Annotated in this window: 16 protein-coding genes and 1 pseudogene; 4 read left to right on the top strand and 13 right to left on the bottom strand. The window is 40.4% G+C overall.

Translation table 11 applies throughout. The annotated features are described in order from the left end of the window. Nucleotides 1-537 precede the first annotated feature (537 nt). Nucleotides 538-1,596, top strand: a complete 1,059-nt coding sequence (locus C3945_RS03955; RefSeq protein ID WP_237585466.1) for an ISL3 family transposase — start codon at nt 538-540, stop codon at nt 1,594-1,596. A 50-nt stretch (nt 1,597-1,646) separates the two neighbouring features. Here C3945_RS03955 and C3945_RS03960 read toward each other — a convergent pair whose 3' ends face one another. Next, a complete protein-coding gene (locus C3945_RS03960; RefSeq protein ID WP_161878397.1) occupies nt 1,647-2,048 on the bottom strand; it encodes a hypothetical protein in 402 nt (133 codons plus the stop codon). 83 nt (nt 2,049-2,131) lie between these two features. Here C3945_RS03960 and C3945_RS03965 point away from each other — a divergent pair, with 83 nt between their 5' ends. Then, nucleotides 2,132-2,947, top strand: a complete 816-nt coding sequence (locus tag C3945_RS03965) for a MerR family transcriptional regulator (RefSeq protein ID WP_161878398.1) — start codon at nt 2,132-2,134, stop codon at nt 2,945-2,947. Between the two features lie 212 nt (nt 2,948-3,159). On the opposite strand, the gene ehuA is transcribed toward C3945_RS03965, so the two are convergent. Genes ehuA through ehuB form a run of 4 tightly spaced genes read right to left on the bottom strand, consistent with a single transcriptional unit; the run spans nt 3,160 to nt 6,172 of the window. Then, a complete protein-coding gene (gene ehuA / locus C3945_RS03975; protein WP_161878399.1) occupies nt 3,160-3,939 on the bottom strand; it encodes an ectoine/hydroxyectoine ABC transporter ATP-binding protein EhuA in 780 nt (259 codons plus the stop codon). 15 nt (nt 3,940-3,954) lie between these two features. Then, nucleotides 3,955-4,611, bottom strand: coding sequence for an ectoine/hydroxyectoine ABC transporter permease subunit EhuD (gene ehuD, locus C3945_RS03980; RefSeq protein WP_161878400.1), 657 nt, complete (start codon nt 4,609-4,611; stop codon nt 3,955-3,957). A gap of 3 nt (nt 4,612-4,614) precedes the next feature. After that, the gene (gene ehuC, locus C3945_RS03985; protein ID WP_161878401.1) at nt 4,615-5,262 is read right to left on the bottom strand and encodes an ectoine/hydroxyectoine ABC transporter permease subunit EhuC; all 648 of its coding nucleotides are present in this window, start codon (nt 5,260-5,262) and stop codon (nt 4,615-4,617) included. A gap of 31 nt (nt 5,263-5,293) precedes the next feature. Beyond that, nucleotides 5,294-6,172 (bottom strand): ectoine/hydroxyectoine ABC transporter substrate-binding protein EhuB, encoded by an 879-nt coding sequence (gene ehuB / locus C3945_RS03990; RefSeq protein WP_161878402.1) that lies wholly within the window; start codon nt 6,170-6,172, stop codon nt 5,294-5,296. Nucleotides 6,173-6,650: 478 nt separating this feature from the next. On the opposite strand from ehuB, the gene C3945_RS03995 reads away from it, so the two are divergent. Continuing rightward, the gene (locus C3945_RS03995; protein ID WP_161878472.1) at nt 6,651-7,796 is read left to right on the top strand and encodes a quaternary amine ABC transporter ATP-binding protein; all 1,146 of its coding nucleotides are present in this window, start codon (nt 6,651-6,653) and stop codon (nt 7,794-7,796) included. Beyond that, a pseudogene (locus C3945_RS11930) lies at nt 7,786-9,556 on the top strand (ABC transporter permease/substrate binding protein). Before C3945_RS03995 ends, C3945_RS11930 begins: the two are co-directional and overlap by 11 nt. A 58-nt stretch (nt 9,557-9,614) precedes the next feature. Here C3945_RS11930 and pcp read toward each other — a convergent pair. The 8 genes from pcp to C3945_RS04045 all read right to left on the bottom strand — a co-directional run bounded on the left by pcp (nt 9,615) and on the right by C3945_RS04045 (nt 19,463). Continuing rightward, complete coding sequence (gene pcp / locus C3945_RS04010) at nt 9,615-10,262, bottom strand: pyroglutamyl-peptidase I (protein WP_161878403.1); 648 nt, start codon at nt 10,260-10,262, stop codon at nt 9,615-9,617. A 248-nt stretch (nt 10,263-10,510) separates the two neighbouring features. After that, nucleotides 10,511-11,611, bottom strand: coding sequence for a hypothetical protein (locus tag C3945_RS04015; protein WP_161878404.1), 1,101 nt, complete (start codon nt 11,609-11,611; stop codon nt 10,511-10,513). Between the two features lie 171 nt (nt 11,612-11,782). Further along, nucleotides 11,783-11,995 carry a heavy-metal-associated domain-containing protein gene (locus tag C3945_RS04020; RefSeq protein ID WP_161878405.1) on the bottom strand — a complete coding sequence of 71 codons (213 nt, stop codon included), beginning with the start codon at nt 11,993-11,995 and terminating at the stop codon, nt 11,783-11,785. 18 nt (nt 11,996-12,013) lie between these two features. Beyond that, nucleotides 12,014-14,521, bottom strand: coding sequence for a heavy metal translocating P-type ATPase (locus C3945_RS04025; RefSeq protein ID WP_161878406.1), 2,508 nt, complete (start codon nt 14,519-14,521; stop codon nt 12,014-12,016). 46 nt (nt 14,522-14,567) lie between these two features. Beyond that, nucleotides 14,568-16,679 carry a heavy metal translocating P-type ATPase gene (locus C3945_RS04030; RefSeq protein ID WP_161878407.1) on the bottom strand — a complete coding sequence of 704 codons (2,112 nt, stop codon included), beginning with the start codon at nt 16,677-16,679 and terminating at the stop codon, nt 14,568-14,570. 17 nt (nt 16,680-16,696) lie between these two features. Continuing rightward, on the bottom strand, nt 16,697-17,122 hold the full coding sequence (locus C3945_RS04035; protein WP_161878408.1) for a CopY/TcrY family copper transport repressor: 426 nt from the start codon (nt 17,120-17,122) through the stop codon (nt 16,697-16,699). A 175-nt stretch (nt 17,123-17,297) separates the two neighbouring features. Beyond that, nucleotides 17,298-17,996, bottom strand: coding sequence for an aspartate/glutamate racemase family protein (locus tag C3945_RS04040; RefSeq protein ID WP_202623287.1), 699 nt, complete (start codon nt 17,994-17,996; stop codon nt 17,298-17,300). A 120-nt stretch (nt 17,997-18,116) separates the two neighbouring features. Further along, nucleotides 18,117-19,463 (bottom strand): Sapep family Mn(2+)-dependent dipeptidase, encoded by a 1,347-nt coding sequence (locus tag C3945_RS04045; protein WP_161878410.1) that lies wholly within the window; start codon nt 19,461-19,463, stop codon nt 18,117-18,119. Nucleotides 19,464-19,509: the final 46 nt, after the last annotated feature.

Consider the following 19,509-nt stretch of genomic DNA (forward strand, 5'->3'; position numbering starts at 1 on the left):
AAATTTTAACGAAAACTACTTGTGATGAAAGTAACAATGTATGAAAATCATTTATTCTAAGTTTTATGCAACACTAGTGATATTAAATGAATCAATACAAAAAACCACCCAAACTGTTTCAGTTGGATGGTCGAATCTTATTTTTCTCTGAAAAAGGTATAAAAGGTGTCTTGGCGCTTATACGCTCTTTATTTGATTATATTAGAAAACAAGTGAGTTCTCCTGTAGAATAATAGTCGACGAAAACATCACCTAAGGAGGAACTCACTTGCCTACTTCAAATGATATGCAAAAAGTGCTCGATATTCAAGATAGTAATATAATATTTAAAAATAATTGTGTTACCTACGGTACTTTCAAGGGTAGAAAGTGTAAATACATTGATTGCACTCTAAGTTATACACCTGAGAAATGCAGAAAATGCCAAATAGAGAATAAGAATTATATTGTTTATAAAAACGGAACCCAAACGTCCCGTATTACTTTCCCACTGAGTGGGATTATACCGACCTTCTTAAGATTGAAAAAACAATTTTTATGTGCAAAGCTTGTAAAGAATCGTTTACTGCTCAAACCCCTGTAGTTAAAACCAACTGTTTTATTTCGACGTATATCAAAGCCCATATTTTAACTAAATCAGCTGAAGCCTCTTCCATCAAAGACATCGCTAAAGAGACTAACGTCTCTGAAACAACGGTTCAAAGGGTCATTACTAAAGAAGCCAAGCGCTATCGACCGCACAATCATTTCCTACCGAAACACCTATCTTTTGACGAATTTAAATACGCCAGTGGGCGGATGGCCTTTGAATACATCAATGCCCAAACGGGAGATATTCTTGATATTTTGCCAGCTAAAGATAGTCGCTTTGTCAAAAATCATTTCACTTCCAATTATAGTTTGAAACAAAGAAAATCAGTTAAGACGGTCACGGTCGATATGAATGCTAGTTATGTCAGCTTTATTCCAGACATCTTTCCAAAAGCGCATATCATTATTGATCGCTTCCATATCGTCCAATTAGTCAACCGGTCAATGAATAAAACGAGAGTCAAAGTAATGAATCAATTTAATACCTCCAATAAAGAAGACCAGAAAAAATATAGGCGTTTAAAACACTATTGGAAGAAACTACTTAAGAAAGAATCTGAGTTATCCTATACAACTTATAAATCATATAAGTTATTTGGTCAACGGCTAGAGTCAGCTATCGTGTCCGATATGTTAGATTATGACGAAGAGTTACGAGACACTTATAGAGTCTATCAATCGATTATTAAAGCAGTTAAGGACAATGATCATCAGCAACTTACGGTTATTTTGGAGAAGAGCTATCCCTCGACTCTGTCCTCTTATATGAGAACCAGTTTGAACACGTTAAGAAAGCATTTGACGTTTATTAAGAACACCTTTAAGTACCCTTATAACAACGGCAGGATAGAAGGCATTAACAATAAAATAAAGGTCCTCAATCGGGTAGCCTACGGCTATCGCAATTTCCTTAACTATAAAAACCGAATCATTCTCCACGTTAACCTAAAGCCAGCAAAAGCTAGCACAAATCAAAAGAAAAAAGTGAATACCAAGGCAGCATAAGCCCAGTGGTATTCACTCTCATATTTATTGATTATTATTCTTAACCAACGTTATTTGACGTAGAACCGCTTATACTCATAAAGAGCAAATAAGCCAATAAATAATATATAAATCAGTAGTGTGACGACATATGCCAATAGTGTAAATAATCTAAAACCTGTACCGATCATCACAATCTCGACAAGCATACTTAAAAACATAGGAATACTAATCCGTATGGTATCTAGTTTGAACTCATTCATCAAATCTTTGGAGGAACGCTCTTCTTCCTCTTCTTCAGCTACGTCACTACAGAAATAGTCTGAGATGACTTCTCCCAGTTCCCAAGCTCCGTAAGCCAATAGTATAAAAGCGAACAATCCATCATCATTTACCTTTGTAAAGAGAGAAACCACACCGGCTAGGAACAATGCCATTCCTGTCATCAATGTTTTTTTCGTTTCTCTTGTCATAAAAATCCTTCTCCTTTATTTCTTTAACTCTATAAACTATACTAAAGTATAGAGTCACTCTATAGTCAAGGGAGAAGATAACATTGAATAAAAAACCTGCTTATTTAACGACTGGTAAATTCGCAAATTTGGTTGGGGTATCAAAACACACGCTGTTTTTCTACGATCAAAAGGGGATTTTTAGTCCAGCTTTCAAAAAAGACAATGGTTACAGATACTATTCCATTGGGCAGGCTGAAACCTTTGCGGTTATTTCTGCTCTGAGAGAAATCGGCATGCCTCTGGATGAGATTCAGAGCTACCTGTCTTCTCGATCTCCTGAAAAATTTGTCCACTTATTAGAAGAAGAAACGAAACGATTAAAAACAAAAATCGTTAAGTTACAAGGTCTGCATGACATGATGGAAGAAAAAAAGAATAGTACTCGACAAGCGTTAACTGTCGACTTCTCACGCTATCATATTGAAAAGCAGATAGAGAAGAATCTATTAATGACTAAAGTGGAAAATGTGTTGGATAGTCGTCGCTATTATTATGCTTTTCAGAGACATTACGCCAAACTAGATGAATTAGGGAAACGATCCTCTTGGTTGGAAGGCTTGATGGTCCCTGTTTCAGAAGTTGAAACCATGTCGACCAGTTACATGGGTTACCTTTATACCGTTGTACAAAATCCTACTATAAGCAACATCACGATTCCAAAAGCCAACTATCTAGTCGGTTATTTCCAGGGGGATGACCAAGCTATTCAAAGCGGCCACCAGCAATTACTGCGTTACGCATCAGAAAACCAGTATGCGGTGGGTGATTTTGTCTTTGAGGATATCATTTTAGATGAGTTATCGACCGGTTCTTATGATCGTTACGTTTATAAACTCTCTCTGCAAATAAAGATGTAAAAGATTAGCCTATTGATTATAAAAAAACAGTTTGGTCGGTCGATACTCACGAAGTCGCAGACGAGTTCAAATCGGTTAAAGAAACCTGTTTTCCTAACACCCCACTCATTATTGACCGGTTTCATATTATCCAACGCTATTTGACATAAAGTCAAAAAAGGCCCTCGATTCTCTTATGTGTCCAAGAGATCGAAGGCATGTTTTTCTTATTCTTATTGCGTATTCATAAAGCGCTCTAAGAAATCTTTCAATCGTTCAGATTGTGGGTTGTACAGAATGTCAGATGGTGGTCCGTCTTCCACAATTTTTCCTCCGTCAAAGAAGGCAATGCGATCAGCCACTTCTTTTGCAAAATCCATTTCATGAGTAATTAAGAGCATGGATGCTTCACCTTCGTCGGCAATCGATTTAATCACTTCTAATACCTCACCGACTAGTTCAGGGTCCAGTGCCGAAGTGGGTTCATCGAAAATCAAGACTTTAGGCTGCATAACTAAAGCTCTAGCGATAGCAACCCGTTGTTTTTGCCCACCAGACAATTGAGCTGGGTAAGCATCGGCTTTATCCAATAGACCTACTTTATCTAGCATATCTTTGCCTGCTTTAGTCGCTTCTTTTTTATCTCTTCCTTGAACAGTGACTGGCGCTTCAATAATATTTTGAAGCACAGTCATATGAGGAAACAGATGGAAGTGTTGAAAGACCATGCCAATATTTGAACGGACTTTCCGTTGATGCTCACTTGATGCAGGTTTTAAATTACCTTTGTCATCTTTTTCGTGCCAAAGGTACTCACCTTCCACCTCAATTGTGCCATCTGTGATTTCTTCTAACATCATTAGTAAACGGGCAAAGGTTGTTTTACCCGAGCCACTGGGGCCAATTAAGGCAACTTTTTCACCTGGTTGAATTTCAAAATCAATTTCATCCAGTACTTGAAGGTCATCAAAATACTTCGTTACTTTATTATATTTTACAATGGGTTCAGCCATAGTTATTCTCCTCTCTTAATACCGTTCAGCTATTTTCAGTTCTAGACGACGAATCAATAATGATGCCGGGTAACTCAATACAAGGAATAATACACCAACAATCGTTAAGGGTTCCGTATAACGGAAGGTGCTGGCTCCTATATTTTGAGCGGTCTGTAGAATTTCTACTAATGTAATAGCCGACAGTAAAGGTGTCTCTTTAAACATTGTGATGAAATAATTTCCGATAACAGGAATAACCGGAGGAATCGCCTGCGGTAAAATAATTCGTGTCCACGTTTTTCGTTTGGTAAAGTTTAAAGCCGTCGCCACTTCCCATTGACCCGGTCCAACCGATTCAATCCCACTTCTAAAGACTTCTGATAAGTAGGTACTGTAGTGAACTCCTAAACCAATTACACCAGCAGTAAAGGGATCAAGGGCAATACCGATTGACGGAAAGACGTAAAAGATGAAATACAACTGTACTAATAAAGGGGTGTTACGTATAAAACGGACAATGCCATTAGCTACATGGTGGACGATTTTATTTGTTGACCTAATAAGCAGCGTCCAAATGAGGCCCAAAACAAGTGCCAAAATAAAACCGACGACGGTTGCCGATATGGTGACACTTAAGGCAGAGGCGATTTCGGGTAATATATCAAATGCATAACTCCAATCCCATACCATCTCTTACATCCTCCCTTCTGTTAATTTACGCTCCAAAATTTGAATACCCTTGGTTAAAGGCCATGCAATGAGGAAATACAACACCAATAAAGCGGTATAAATCTCTGTTGTTTGCAGTGTTGAGGCATTTAACACGTTCGCTTGATATGTTAAATCAGTCAACGTGATTAACGCCACTAAAGACGTACTTTTAAATAATTCGATTAACTGATTTCCCAAGTTTGGTAACATAATAATAAATGCTTGTGGAATAATAATACGTCGCATGCGCTGAGCAGGGGTGAAGTTCAGTGCAATACTTGCTTCTGTCTGCCCTTTATCTACTGATTGAATCCCACTTCTCACAACTTCTGATGTATAGGCACCGTAGTTTAAGCCAATAGCTAAAACAGCTGCAGTTAATGCCGACATGGTTATCCCAAACATGGGTAGAACAAAATAAATCCAAAACAATTGGACCAATAAAGAGGTCCCTCTAAACACTTCAACATAAATCGCTACAATAAAACGAACGAATCGATTGTTCGACAGCCTCATCAGACCGCCAGCAAAACCAAGTACGAGAGCTAAAATAGCTGCTAATATGGTTGTCACAATGGTGGTGAATAGTCCTTGGCCAAGCATTGAGACAATGATTTCCCAAAATGTCATTCCTTATCCCACTCCTTCTTTTTCTGCCCGCCTATAAAGCATCCTCAACCGTTGCATCTCCTGGCAACTCTTCTTCGGTAAAGCCAAACTCTTCAATAATTTCCAGCAATTCACCAGACTCTTTTAAGTTCTCAAGTTCCTGATTAAAGGCATCAATAAAATCTTGATCGGCTTCCCGAAACACAGTCGCACCGTAATTGATCACTTCTTCGCCGTCTATAACTGGCTGACTAAAGTCCTGAACACGTTCGAGTGACTCATCACCCGCCGTATCCAAAACTGATTGAAGTGATGGAGCTGTAGCTGTTATGACGTCTGCTCGGCCTGCCTGTAGTGCTGCAATGGCTGAAGGCATATCCGGAACAGTGATGATACGGTCTTGTGGTACACCAACTTCCAGTAAGAAGTCATATTCAACCGTTCCTGAGGGGACAGCGACAATCGCTTCATCATTTTCAGCAATGTCTTCGTAAGAATGCAAGTCAAGCGGGTTGCCTGCTTCTACTGCAATAGCCTGCCCTATCGTGTATTCAGGGTTGGCAAACTGGATATGATCCGCCTCTGCTCGACTAGGGGTAATAAACATTCCGGCTGTCACCATATCAAAGCGTTCATCTTGAAGACCTGGAATGAGAGACGCAAAGTCCGTCAATACCCCATCCATCTCTGTAACGCCCAAATTCTCCATAATACGTCTAGCCACTTCGACGGCTGAACCGGTTAATTCCCCATCTACATTTTGATAAGCATAAGGCTGTTCATTAGCAAAGCCTACAGTCACTACTCCTTCTCTTTGGACACGTTCAAGGGTCGTTTCGTCATTGTCAGATCCAAATAGCTGACAACCACTTAATACAACTAAAGCTACAGTGAAAATAGCCAGTAACCCTTTCCTTGATTGTCTGTTCATGTTTACCTTCCTTCCATTTAATTCATAAAGGTATAATCCTCCATATGTGCCATCGTCCTTATTTATCAATTAATAAACAAATAAGTAGCTGCTTTTACACACTTTGATTTTTAATCCTAACAAACCTGTTTTTTTAATGTCAAACAAAGCGCACAAGGGACTTCACTTTTATCCATTGACTTTTTTAAAAATTCTTAGTGAATTCTTAGAATACCGTCATAACAAATGGCGTAACCGGTAACAAATTGATTTTCAGTCTTTAAAATTGCCTAAACATTTTACACCTCCCCTTTATTTTGTTAGGGTAGTAGATGTGCTTAAAAAGCTACCACGATAAGTTTTCACTTATTTTCAAATAAGGAGAACAGAGTAATTAATTGATATAGTAACTGTATTTTAAGGAGGGAATTTATTTTTGACTACTAAAGTAGAAGTACAAAATCTAGTGAAAGTGTTTGGTAAGAAAGAACGCCAAGCAATGGAATTAGTTCGAAAAGGTCATAGCAAAAATGACATTTTGGAAAAAACTGGTGCGACCGTTGGGGTTAACCAAGCCAGCTTTAAAGTAAATCAAGGTGAGATTTTCGTTATTATGGGTCTATCCGGAAGTGGGAAATCAACATTAGTTCGTTTGTTGAATCGTTTAATCGAACCAACTGAAGGACATATTCTAATAGATGGCGAAGACATTTCAGACATGGATAAAGAGGCGTTGCGCCGTGTACGTCGAGAAAAAATATCGATGGTGTTTCAAAACTTCGGTCTGTTTCCACACCGTACTATTTTAGAAAACACTGAGTATGGATTGGAAGTACAAGGCGTCGCTAAAGAAGAGAGACAGAAAAAAGCAGAAATTGCGTTAGAAAACGCTGGCTTGCTTCCTTATAAAGATCAATACCCGAATCAATTGTCGGGCGGGATGCAGCAACGTGTTGGTTTAGCTCGTGCATTGGCAAATGACCCTGAAATTTTGCTGATGGATGAATCATTCTCAGCACTAGACCCACTGATTCGTCGCGATATGCAAGACGAGTTACTTCAAATGCAAGAAACAATGAACAAAACGATTATCTTTATCACTCACGACTTAAACGAGTCTCTTCGTATAGGCGACCGCATTGCTATTATGAAAGATGGAGAAGTCGTTCAAATCGGAACAGGTGAAGATATTTTAACTAATCCGGCAAACGAGTACGTCGAGCGCTTTGTTGAAGACGTTGACCGATCGAAAGTCTTAACTGCGGAAAACATTATGATGCGTCCACAATTCCTAAGAGAAGGTAAAAGTGGCCCACGTGTTGCTTTACAGCGTATGAGAGCAGAAGGCTTATCAAGTATGTTGGTCATTAATGATCAACAAATTTTAAAAGGGTACGTGACTGATAAAGAAATCTTAGAAGCGGTTCAAAACGGGAAAACCGATTTTGAAGGCATCCTTCACACCGATATTCCTAAAGTATCAAAAGGGACATTAGTCAATGAGTTATACGACGTGATTCAAGATTCTCAAACGCCAGTGGCTGTTGTTGACAAAAACGACAAGCTGGAAGGGATTATTATCCGTAGCTTAATTATCGGTGCTTTAGCAAAAGACAGAGAGGAGGAATCGATTGATGTACGCTAGTATTTTAGACAACATTCCCCGCCTTCCTGTTTCCCAATGGATGACTAACTTCATTAACTGGTTAACTCAAAATTTATCTTGGTTATTCGGGTCGATTCGTGAGGGTGGATCTTGGATCATGGATGGGTTGTCAGATTTTCTGGCAATAATCCCTCCTGTGTTATTCATCATTATTCTTGTCGCTTTAGCTTTTTATGCGAGTGGCAAAAAATGGGGACTGCCTACTTTTTCATTAGTTGGTCTGCTATACATTTATAACCAAGGCTTATGGGAGCCGTTAATGTATACCTTGTCCCTAGTGATTGTAGCCAGCTTGTTATCCATTATTATAGGAGTGCCTCTGGGCATATGGATGGCAAAAAGCAAGTTCGCAAACATTGTATTGTCTCCCGCTTTAGACTTTATGCAGACAATGCCTGCTTTCGTCTACCTGATACCAGCCGTTGCCTTCTTTGGAATCGGTATGGTTCCGGGCGTCTTATCGGCAGTTATATTCGCTCTACCACCTACTGTTCGGTTTACTAACTTAGGGATTCGCCAAGTTCCTGAAGAAATGGTTGAAGCGTCTGAGTCATTTGGTAGTACCAGTTCTCAGAAACTATTTAAAGTGGAACTGCCTTTAGCCAAATCAACCATTATGGCAGGCATTAACCAAACTGTACTATTAGCCTTATCTATGGTTGTTATTGCATCAATGATCGGTGCACCTGGTTTAGGTGAGAACGTCATTAGTGCTTTACAACGAGCCGCTATTGGACCTGGTTTCGTATCCGGCTTTGCTCTAGTTATTTTGGCGATTATTTTAGACAGAATTTTGCAAGGATTTAACAAAAATTAATTTAAAAGAGGAGAGATTTATTTTGACAATGAATTGGAAAAAATTAGGACTAACCGCAGCATCTGCTTCAGCATTATTTTTAGCAGCATGTGGAACGGACGACAACGCTGCAGACACGGGTGATACGGACTCTGAACAAATCGCTAGCGGCGAAGTGACTCTGTCATACGTGGCATGGGATTCAGAAATTGCTTCAACATATGTGGTTGCTGCTGTTCTTGAAGACATTGGTTATGACGTAACAACTACTCAACTAGATAATGCGATTATGTGGGAAGCTGTTGCTTCAGGCGAAGCAGACGCTATGGTTTCTGCTTGGTTACCAAATACGCATGACGCTCAGCTAGAGTCTTACGGTGACAGAATGGACCACCTTGGTGTGAACCTTGAAGGAGCCGAAGTTGGCTTAGTTGTTCCAGCATACATGGACGTTGATTCTATTGCCGATTTATCTGATGAAGCTGGACAAGTGGTTACTGGGATTGAACCTGGTGCTGGTGTTGTTGCAGCGACAGAAAATGCACTCGAGACTTACGATAATCTAAGTGACTGGGATATTCAAACATCTTCTTCTGGTGCGATGACGACTCAACTGACTCAAGCTATTCAAAATGAAGATGAGATTGTTATTACAGGTTGGTCTCCTCACTGGAAATTCCAGTCATACGACTTGAAATATTTAGAAGATACTGAAGGCATTTACGGTGAAGCTGAAACAATCAACACATTTGCTCGTAAAGGTCTAGCAGACGATTTACCAGAAGCTTATCATGTTTTAGAAAACTTCTACTGGGAAACAGACCACATGGAAGAAATCATGTTAGCTGTTAATGAAGGTACCGATCCTAAAGAAGCTGCCCGCAATTGGGTTGACGAGAATCAAGACATTGTCTCTGAATGGACAGATGGATTAACTGAATAATTATCATTAAACGAATAAGAGGCCGGGACTTTTTTGTCCTAGCCTCTTTTTTTATTTTCTAATGTGTGGTCCCGCCCGTTTCTTTGAGATCGCCTTTTCCGTCGTATTCAACAATCGCTTCTATACAAGCTTCAAGACCCGTCGTGATATCGTTTAGACTCATGGACGGGTAATTCCCTTTGTCTAAGACTTGTTCTGGAATGAAAGGCACATGAATAAATCCGCCTGTTTTTTCAGGAAAATCATTTTCTATCATATAAAGGAGTTGATACATCAAGTGATTACAGACATAGGTTCCTGCTGTATTGGATATGCTGGAAGGGATACCTTTTTCCTTCATTCGTTTCACCATCGCTTTAATCGGTAGTGAACTGAAATAAGCAGCTGGCCCATCTGGCTGAATAGCTTCATCTATTGGGTTATGACCCTCATTATCTGCTATACGAGCATCGTCAACGTTAATAGCGACGCGTTCGGGTGTGATGCCAAATCGACCACCTGCCTGGCCCACGCATACAATCACATCTGGATTTTCTTTATTTATTAATTCGTTCAACCACTCCGCTGATTTATGAAAAACGGTTGGTACTTCAGCTGTCACAATAGATGCGCCGTCAATCTTATCTCTTAACCCTTTTGTCGCTTCAAAAGCTGGGTTCACATTCTCTCCTCCAAAAGGATCAAAGCCCGTTACAAGTACCTTCATCTTCTGTCTCCTTTCAATCTACTGAATACTTTCTTCATTATAACTGACTAGTGCGACATCGCACTAGTCGCACATGTTCTTTCTGGCTTCTATTATAAGGTGGATTACCCTTTTATTGTTTGACTTCGTTGAATTCGCTCTCTATTGTACGACAAACAGCTCGTTTAATCTCTGTCTTCGTCGAATCAACCCTGAATAAGCTATAAAAAATACGGACCAGTTTGAGATGGCCCGTAAATAAAAACTAGTTAATAGCTTGATCGATTATCTTCCGTGACTCGCTTCCATTTCACGTCTGATTCCATCGTTTCTAATTCAACTACTTGAGTACAGTGATACGTTTTATACCACGATTTAATATTAGGAGTGACACTGTTAATAATCTTCTCGTAGTTAGCTCCTTTTGGCGTATTCCAAGAATCTGGAAATGATAAGTTAATGACTGCTTTTCCTCGTTGATAGACAACGTTGTATTTCCCTATCAACGAACCCGCTTCACCAGACGGTCGAATCTCAAATTCACCATAGAATGGTCTCGCCTCCATCACTTCCTTATGATTCGGGAAAGCTGGGGAGAAAGTAATATCCACTGGATGCTTCTCATGCTCAACAGTGATGCGTTTTAAGTGATGTAAGTCATTTGAATATTCATAAAAATAAGTCATATCGCCCACTTGAGCAATACCTTTCTCATCTATATCAACTTTCATCAATTGTCTTCTGCCTGATGGATTAAAGCTTAATACAACGGATTCGTTCGAGAACTCGACATAGTGACGAGATTTAAAGTCTTTAGGGAAGGCAAATGGATCGACTTGTCTTTCCTCTCCATCTATAGACAGATGAATATCTGTGTTTCTTTTTCGTGCAAAATCAAAATCATATAAGAAAAACAGTGGCAGTGAATGAGGGTGTTCAATCCGGTTCCCAACGGATGGGAGCCACGTCAATGATTTACTATTCTGCTCTATTTTCTCATCCACTTCCAGTACAATGCGTCGGTTTAATTTATCTGTAAAGGTAAATCCGGCTGTTAACCCGCCATCGTCTTGATCGAAATAAACTGTCTCAAATTCAACGGTGTGTCGCTCTTTTAAGCCTTTACCGCCAACAGTTAGCACTTGTTCGTCTTCTGGAAAGTTAAGGGACTGTTGAATGTATGAATCTCTATAACCATCTGTTCTCCATGCTAATACCCGATACCCTTCGCCGTATGGTTCTCCATTGATATAATGAAATTCCAAAGCCTCGTATTCTGTATCCGGGTGTTTATGAAAATGAATCATCGCCATCTTTTTTATAGGGGACAAATTGACATTAAATGGGACGTATGCCGTTCCTTTCTTCATTAGCTCACCTTCTTCTAGTTTAATAAATTGACTACTTTTTTTAATGATACACTATTTTTAAGTATCTGTAAGCTTTTATGTTTGATTCCTTTTAATTTTTGTAACGGTTCTCAAAAATAAACCTTAAAAAACACCCCGCGATGTTTGTATCATCACGGAGTGCAAAAGTAGTTAGTTTGAAAAAGTTTCTACAGTATAACTCGTATCTGCCAATGCATTTTCTACTTGGTCTTGAGTGATAGCTTGATTAGATTGCATAACTGCTTCTTTATCATCTAAGCGAACCTCTACTTGTGTGATGCCTTCCATTTTAGATAAGGCTGCTTTCACTGAATTAGCGCAACCGTTACAGCTCATTCCGTTTACTTTTACTACATATTCCATCCTTTAACACTCCTCATTTTAGTATGCTTGTTCTATTGCAATGTTTTTATCGGCAACATCTTTAGCCGATGATGGAGAAAACCCTTTTAGTCTAAGCGCATTTGCTAATACAGACACAGAGCTGAAACTCATAGCCGCTGCAGCAAAGACAGGACTTAAGAGTGGTCCGCCAAAGATATAAAGTAAGCCCATCGCAATCGGAATACCAACGATATTATAGGCAAAGGCCCAGAACAAGTTTTGTTTTATATTTTTCAGCGTGTCTTCACTTAATTCGATAGCTGTTAATACTTCTTTGACGTCATCTCTCATTAACACCACGTCAGCTGACTCAACAGCGACATCTGTACCGGATCCGATAGCAATCCCAATATCCGCTTGAGCAAGAGCCGGCGCATCATTAATCCCATCACCGACCATCGCTACTTTTTTACCTTCTTCTTGCAATTTTTTTACTTCATTGGCCTTGTCTTCTGGTAAAACGTCACTTAATACACGGTCTATTCCGGCTAATTTTGCAACAGCTTGTGCGGTTCGTTCATTGTCACCAGTAATCATCGCTACTTGAATACCGCGAGCCTGTAAAGCTTGAATCGTTGCCACACTATTGTCTTTTAAAGTATCTGCAACAGCGATAACAGCTTCAGCTTTTCCGTCAATCGCTAAATACATCGGCGTCTTGCCTTCATCCGCCAAGCGGTCTGCTTGCTTGGGTAATTGCCCTGTTGGAATGGCTTGTTCAGACATTAATTGTTTATTTCCAAAATAAACCGTCTGACCGTCTACGACTGCTTTCAATCCACGTCCTGGAATAGCCTCAAAGTCTAGTGCATCAACCGTTTCAATCGATTGGTCTTTCGCCTCTTTAACAATAGCTTCCCCAAGTGGGTGCTCACTTCCTGTTTCAGCAGAAGCCGCTAGCTTAAGAATCATGTCTTCATTATAAGTGGACTCTTCATTCAAAACAATATCTGTAACAACGGGTTTACCTTCAGTTAACGTCCCCGTTTTATCAAATACAATGGTATCTACACTGTGAATTGTCTCCAACGCCCCACCACTTTTAATAAGGACACCGTGTTCGGCACCTTTACCAGTTCCTACCATAATGGCTGTTGGCGTCGCTAGTCCAAGCGCACACGGACAAGCGATAACCAGGATAGAAATAGCGATGGTTAATGAGAAAACAAAGCCTTGTCCGACAAAGAACCAAACTAGCCCTGATAACAAAGCCAAGGCCATGACGACAGGAACAAAGTAGCCTGTAATAATATCAGCTAATTTAGCAATCGGTGCTTTTGATCCTTGAGCCTCTTCAACGAGCTTAATGATTTGAGAGAGCGTCGTGTCTTTACCCACTTTCGTTGCTCGGTAATCAATTGACCCGTTTTTATTCATGCTGGCACCAATAATCGTATCGCCTTCTGCTTTTTCAACTGGCATACTTTCACCTGTCAGCATCGACTCATCGACTGCTGTTCGACCGGTCATAATAACCCCATCGACTGGCATCTTTTCACCCGGACGCACTCTGATAATATCCCCAGGAGAGACTTGCTCGACGTCGACTTCTTCTTCCTCACCATTATGAATGACTCGCGCAGTTTTAGGCGCTAAGTCCATTAATTTCTGAATGGCTTCAGACATTCTTCCCTTAGATCGTTCTTCCAAGTATTTCCCTAAAGTATGAAAAGCGAGGATAACCGCTGATGTTTCGTAATATAGCATCATCGCCAAATCTGCGCCATTAAAAAGAATAGCGTAAGTCGCTGCTAAACTATAAACAAAAGCAGCCCATACACCTAAAGAAATCAATGAGTTCATATTAGGGTGCCCTTTTGATAAGGTTTTAAAGCCTTGCTTGAAGTACTCTCGTCCTGACCAAACAACCGGAATGGTCAAGATTAACTGCAATAAAGCAAACAGAGCGGGATTGTGCATGTGATCAACGATTGCAGGCAATGGTAAGCCGATCATTGGACCCATGGACACATACATCAAAGGAATGGTGAATAAAGCAGAGAGTATTGTTCGTTTTTTTAGGACCTCTTCTTTTGATTCTGTTTCTACTTCATCAGGAGAGGTGACTTCCTCTTGCTCTTCATTTTGAGGTATCGCTTTGTAACCTGATTTATTTACTGCATCGGTGATTTCTCTAACGGATAACTGAACGGGATTATACGAAACAGTCATTTTTTCTGCAGCTAGGTTCACTGAAGCCATTTCCACACCTTCTAGCCTGCCAGTTACTTTTTCCACCGTCGCAGAACAAGATGCACATGTCATCCCTTCTATATAAAAGGTTTTTTTAACGAATTGAGGCATGACGACCGTATACCCACTCGCATCGATTTGTCTTTGCAATACGTCAGGATCAAAGCCCGTTTCCACTTCAAGATTTAATTTTTCCGAAGCCAAGTTGACTGAAGCTTCTAATACACCAGATACTTTTCTGGCTGTTTTTTCAACCGTGGAAGCACACGCCGCACACGTCATGCCTTCAATTGGATAAGTTTTGGTAGTCACATGTATTCCTCCTCATAGACAGGTAATGTCTCTTAAATTATAGTATTTATTTTCCTTGCAATCTCAAGGTCATCGCATTAATCGCAACAATCACTGTGGAAAGAGACATAAGAATTGCACCGACAGCGGGGCTCAAGGTAATGCCAATAGGTGCTAACACGCCTGCAGCAATAGGTATAGCGAGAAAGTTATATCCCGCTCCCCAAGCTAGGTTTTGTTTCATTTTACTGGTTGTTTTATTGGCTAATTCAATAAAGGATTCAATGTCGCCCGGATCAGATTGGGTTAAAATGACATCCGCTGAATCAAGAGCGACTTGAGTGCCTGCACCAATTGCTACACCAACGTCCGCCAAAGCAAGGGATGGTGCATCATTTACACCATCACCAACCATAATAACTGTTTTCCCTTCATTTTTCAGTGATTCAACAAGGTCGTACTTATCTTGCGGTGATTGGTTTGCAACGTATTTAACACCCAATTCTTCTGCGACACTTTGCGCAGCTTTCTCGTTATCTCCCGTTGCCATAATGGGTTCTATTCCATTTGCTTTGAGTACATCCATTAAACCTTTACTTGTTTCTTTCAATTCATCACCTAAAGCAACGGCTCCAATAGCTTCTCCTTCTTCAACAAGAAAACTAACGGTTGCTCCAACTGGACTATCATAATCAACTGGTTTACCGAATGCTTTTTGACTAATTAATTCATAGTGATGCCCATTTGCTTCACCTTTAACCCCAGCACCAGATACGACCTCAATGGAATTGAAACGGACTGGTTTCACACCTTTTTGATCAGCATAACCTATAATCGATTGAGCAATAGGGTGACTTGATCCACCTTCAATGCCAGCCATTAAAGCAAGCACCTCGTTTTTGCTGTACTCACTACTTAAACTGTCTCCGTTTAATACTTTAAACTCCCCTGTAGTCAATGTGCCTGTTTTATCTAAAATCATCACATCTGCTTTTGTTGCTAATTCCAAAGCTTCACGGTCTTTGACTAACAGTCCTCGACTTGCACCTAAGCTGGTACTGCGTGCGACAACAAGAGGAATAGCCAACCCTAATGCATGTGGACAAGCGATAACTAATGTTGTAACTGCAAAAATAACAGCAGTTGGGACATCGACTGAGATTATCCATACAATAAAGGCTAGTAGCGCTGAAATGATTGCAATGTAAAACAAGGCGCTCGCTACTTTGTGTGCAAGATTTTCCGCTCGAGAGGGTTGACCTTGTGCTTGGCTAATCAATGTTTGCACTTGTGAGATAAAGGATGAATCACCGGTTTCTTTTACTTCAATGTATAAGACACCCTCGTTATTTGTTGATCCACCAATGACTTGATCCCCAACGGTCTTCTCAACTGGCTTTGATTCTCCAGTCAAAAGAGATTCGTTTACTCTTGACTGCCCTCTTTGAATCACGCCGTCAGCCGAAATGTTTTCTCCAGCTTGCACGCGTATAATATCGCCGACTTGTAAATCGGAAACCGGACGAGAGTCAATGGTATCATCATCCAAGACAACATCAGCGTCTTTAGGGACTAATTCAGCTAAAGATTTCTGTGCATCTCCCGCTTCGCCGACTGCTTTCATTTCAATCCAGTGACCCAAAAGCATGATTAATATTAGAGAACCGAACTCAAAGAAGAAGTCCATCACGTGTTCACCAGTCGTATACCTTGCAATGACTGCATACACACTATAAAAATAAGAAACAGAGATACCTAGAGTGACTAAGGCCATCATACCTGGGGCCTTTTCTTTAAACTCATTGATAGCTCCCATGTAAAAGGGTTTTCCACCGTATATAAACAAGATACTCGATAAGATAACTACCAAGATATCAGAATACATAAAGGTAAATTGAAAGGGCAAATCGATACCCATCATTGGCGATAGCAATAAAATAATAATCCCTAGCGGTAAGGATTTCAAAAATATCTCTTTGAAGTTTCCATGATGATGGTGATCATGATCCCCATGCCCACCGTGATGATGAGCATGGTCGTGTGTGCCTTCTTCTATTTGTTCGTCATGATAATTATGACCGACATGGTGCTCATGACTGGCTTCTTCCATCTTATGATGGGTGTGATGTCCATTTTCTTGTGGGTGATGGTTATGGGGTGAATGCTTGTCTTTACTCATTTCTTCATTCCTCCTTACTATTCACACGTACACTGACCGATTACACAATCGCAGGCAACAACCTTTGGCGCCGTCTGCTTTTTCTTTTGGATTAATCGCTCAAGGGCTTTGAGATCATCCACACTTACCGTACTGTCTTCAAGCATCATGTAGATGGTTTCGCCAACTTTTTTAGTGCATATTTGATTCAACAAATCATTGGAAGACTCTTTAATAGTTTCTTCTTCTGTGACTGCTGGCGAGTATTCAAACCGTCTACCCACTGCTTCCGTTGTGAGCACACCTTTTTTTACTAGGCGTCCAATTAATGTTTTCGTTGTCGCCATTTTCCACTCCGTTTTATCTTTTAGTACTTCAAAAATATCTTTGCTTGTGATAGGATGCGTCGACCAAACCACACGCATCACCTCTCGCTCGGCCGGAGATATGTGTTTGTCGTTCATAAATTGTAGACCTCCTTGTCGTTTACACCTGTAAACATTACTTCTATTTAAAGTTTACACTTGTAATCATCAAATGTCAAGTCGTATCTTTCTTTTTATCAAAAAAACTGAACATGGTAGCTAATGCTCCTCGTTCAGCTTAAATTTTATTGATAGGTCATACTCAATTCCGTCTTTATCGTTTTGTCAAATAGTCTGCAGCAATTTGCATAGGATCAATGAAAGGAACGGATAGATCTTCGGGTTTGAGAGCTAGTTCGACTTCCGTACAGCCTACGACGATTAACTCACAACCTTGCTCCTCAATTAAAATCCCAGCAACTTCTTTCAACAATTCTTTCGTACGGCCATCAGTATGACCTTGTTTGATGCCATCTTCTCCAAAAATAGCAGCCATGACTTTATTTTCTTGGCTGTCATCATCAGGAAATACGACTCTATTCGTTTTCAATGCCTTTTGAAATAAGCCTGATTCTCTCGTTGCTGTTGTTGACAAGACGCCTACTTTTTTACTATTAGGGTAATAGGTATCAATGTAGTCACGAACGCCTTTTAATACGTGAAAGATGGGAATGCCGATGGATGCTTGAATCTCCTCATAAAAATAATGAGCAGTGATACAAGGCATAACCATAATCGTCGCACCCGCTCGTTCTAAATTTTGTGCTGTCCGGATCATCTCGTCCACCGGAGAGGGGCCACCATACAAAATGGCTTGAGTTCTATCGGGAATTTTTGAATTACTGTCTATAATGGTATGGAAATGGTCTTGGTCCTTACTTGCTTCTGTCGCCGATATAATTTTCAAATACAGCGATGCGGTCGCTTCGGGACCCATTCCGCCTAGAATACCTATAACATGCTCTTTTTCCAAATACATTCCCTCCGTTTGTTCACAGTTAGGTTACCACGTTGCCTGTTTGCCTCTACTCTTTCAATAATTAAGGTGAATAGGGAGTAGTCAGTCGAATTTATCTGACTCCTAGTTATGATTCTACTGACAACACAAGCGGTAAATCGCTTCAGCGTAGATATCCATAGCATTATAAAAATCTGTTAAGGTGATGTGTTCATTTTCCATATGGGCTAGGCTTTTGCTATTGGGGAAATGGGCGCCAAATGCTACCATATTGGGCATCGCTCGAGCATAGGTTGCTCCACCAGTAATTTTGGGTTCTGTTGAGTCTTCTGTTTTATCACGGTACACTTTCCACAAGGTTTGAACAAGTGGGCTTTCAATAGGAACGTGAAGGGCTGGCAAATAGTCAAAAACCTGGCAATCAAAGCCATATACGGCTGCCGCTTCTTTCAATGTGCCCATCAATTCATCTTTATCGTGAGTGACTGGGATACGAATATCCAATACAATTTCTGAAAAACTAGGTTTGATTTCCAGTTTTCCTACGTTTAATGTCAGCTTCCCTGAACGGTCTTCAATGACTTCTCCAAATAAACTTTCTCCATTAGTTTCAAAGCCTATTTTTTCAGCAATAAACGATACCGCTGGATGGGGCTGCAGCCCGACTAAGCCTTTTGCTAAAAGAGCAATAGCATTTTTCCCATCGCCTGCTACACTCGAGTGGGCACTTTTGCCGTGAACGATAATCTTATCTTCCTTTACTGTGTGTGGAATAGATAAGGCTTTAAAGCGTGCTGACAATTCTGTTATGTCTCCAGCTCCACAGTATTCTGCAGTATCAGGAACGACGTTAGGTGATTCTCCACAGTGTGCTTCTACTTTAGTCGCACCAGGGCCTGTCATTTTGATTTGTAGCAAGCCTTTTTCGGCATAAACTAGAGGAAACACTCCATCCGGAACAAAGCCAATATCGGGAAGTTTTTCGTGACTTTTGTACATGTCCATGCAGCGCCACAAGGTTTCTTCGTCTGTTCCAAAAATGAAGCGGATTTTTTTACCAAATGTTTCTCCTGCATCAGCGACCGCTTTAAAGGCATAAAGAGCAGCGATAGTCGGCCCTTTATCATCTTGCGTGCCTCTGCCGTAGACCGCCCCGTCTCGTTCTGTTGCAGTAAAGGGGTCAGATTTCCACTTTTCTCTGTCTCCTTCAGGAACCACATCCAAATGGCATAAGACCCCGACCATTTCATCTCCTTCTCCGTAATCAGCGTAACCATAGTAGCCTTCCGGATCATAAAACGTGTCCATCCCTAGTTTATCACATATACTCAGCATTTCTTTTAATGCAGAATCTATCCCTTTACCAAAAGGTGGGAACGCTCGCTCGTCTTCTTTCGTTGAGTTAATAGAAGGAATGTTGACGATTTTCTTTAACGCTTTAAGACTGTCACTTTTAATTGTGTCTGTTATGTAACGGTTCATTGTGGTCACCTATCTTTCATAATATGCAATTGTGCCTAGTCGCTTT

The sequence above is a fragment of the Alkalibacterium sp. MB6 genome (assembly GCF_009935905.1).
Lineage (GTDB): Bacteria > Bacillota > Bacilli > Lactobacillales > Carnobacteriaceae_A > Alkalibacterium.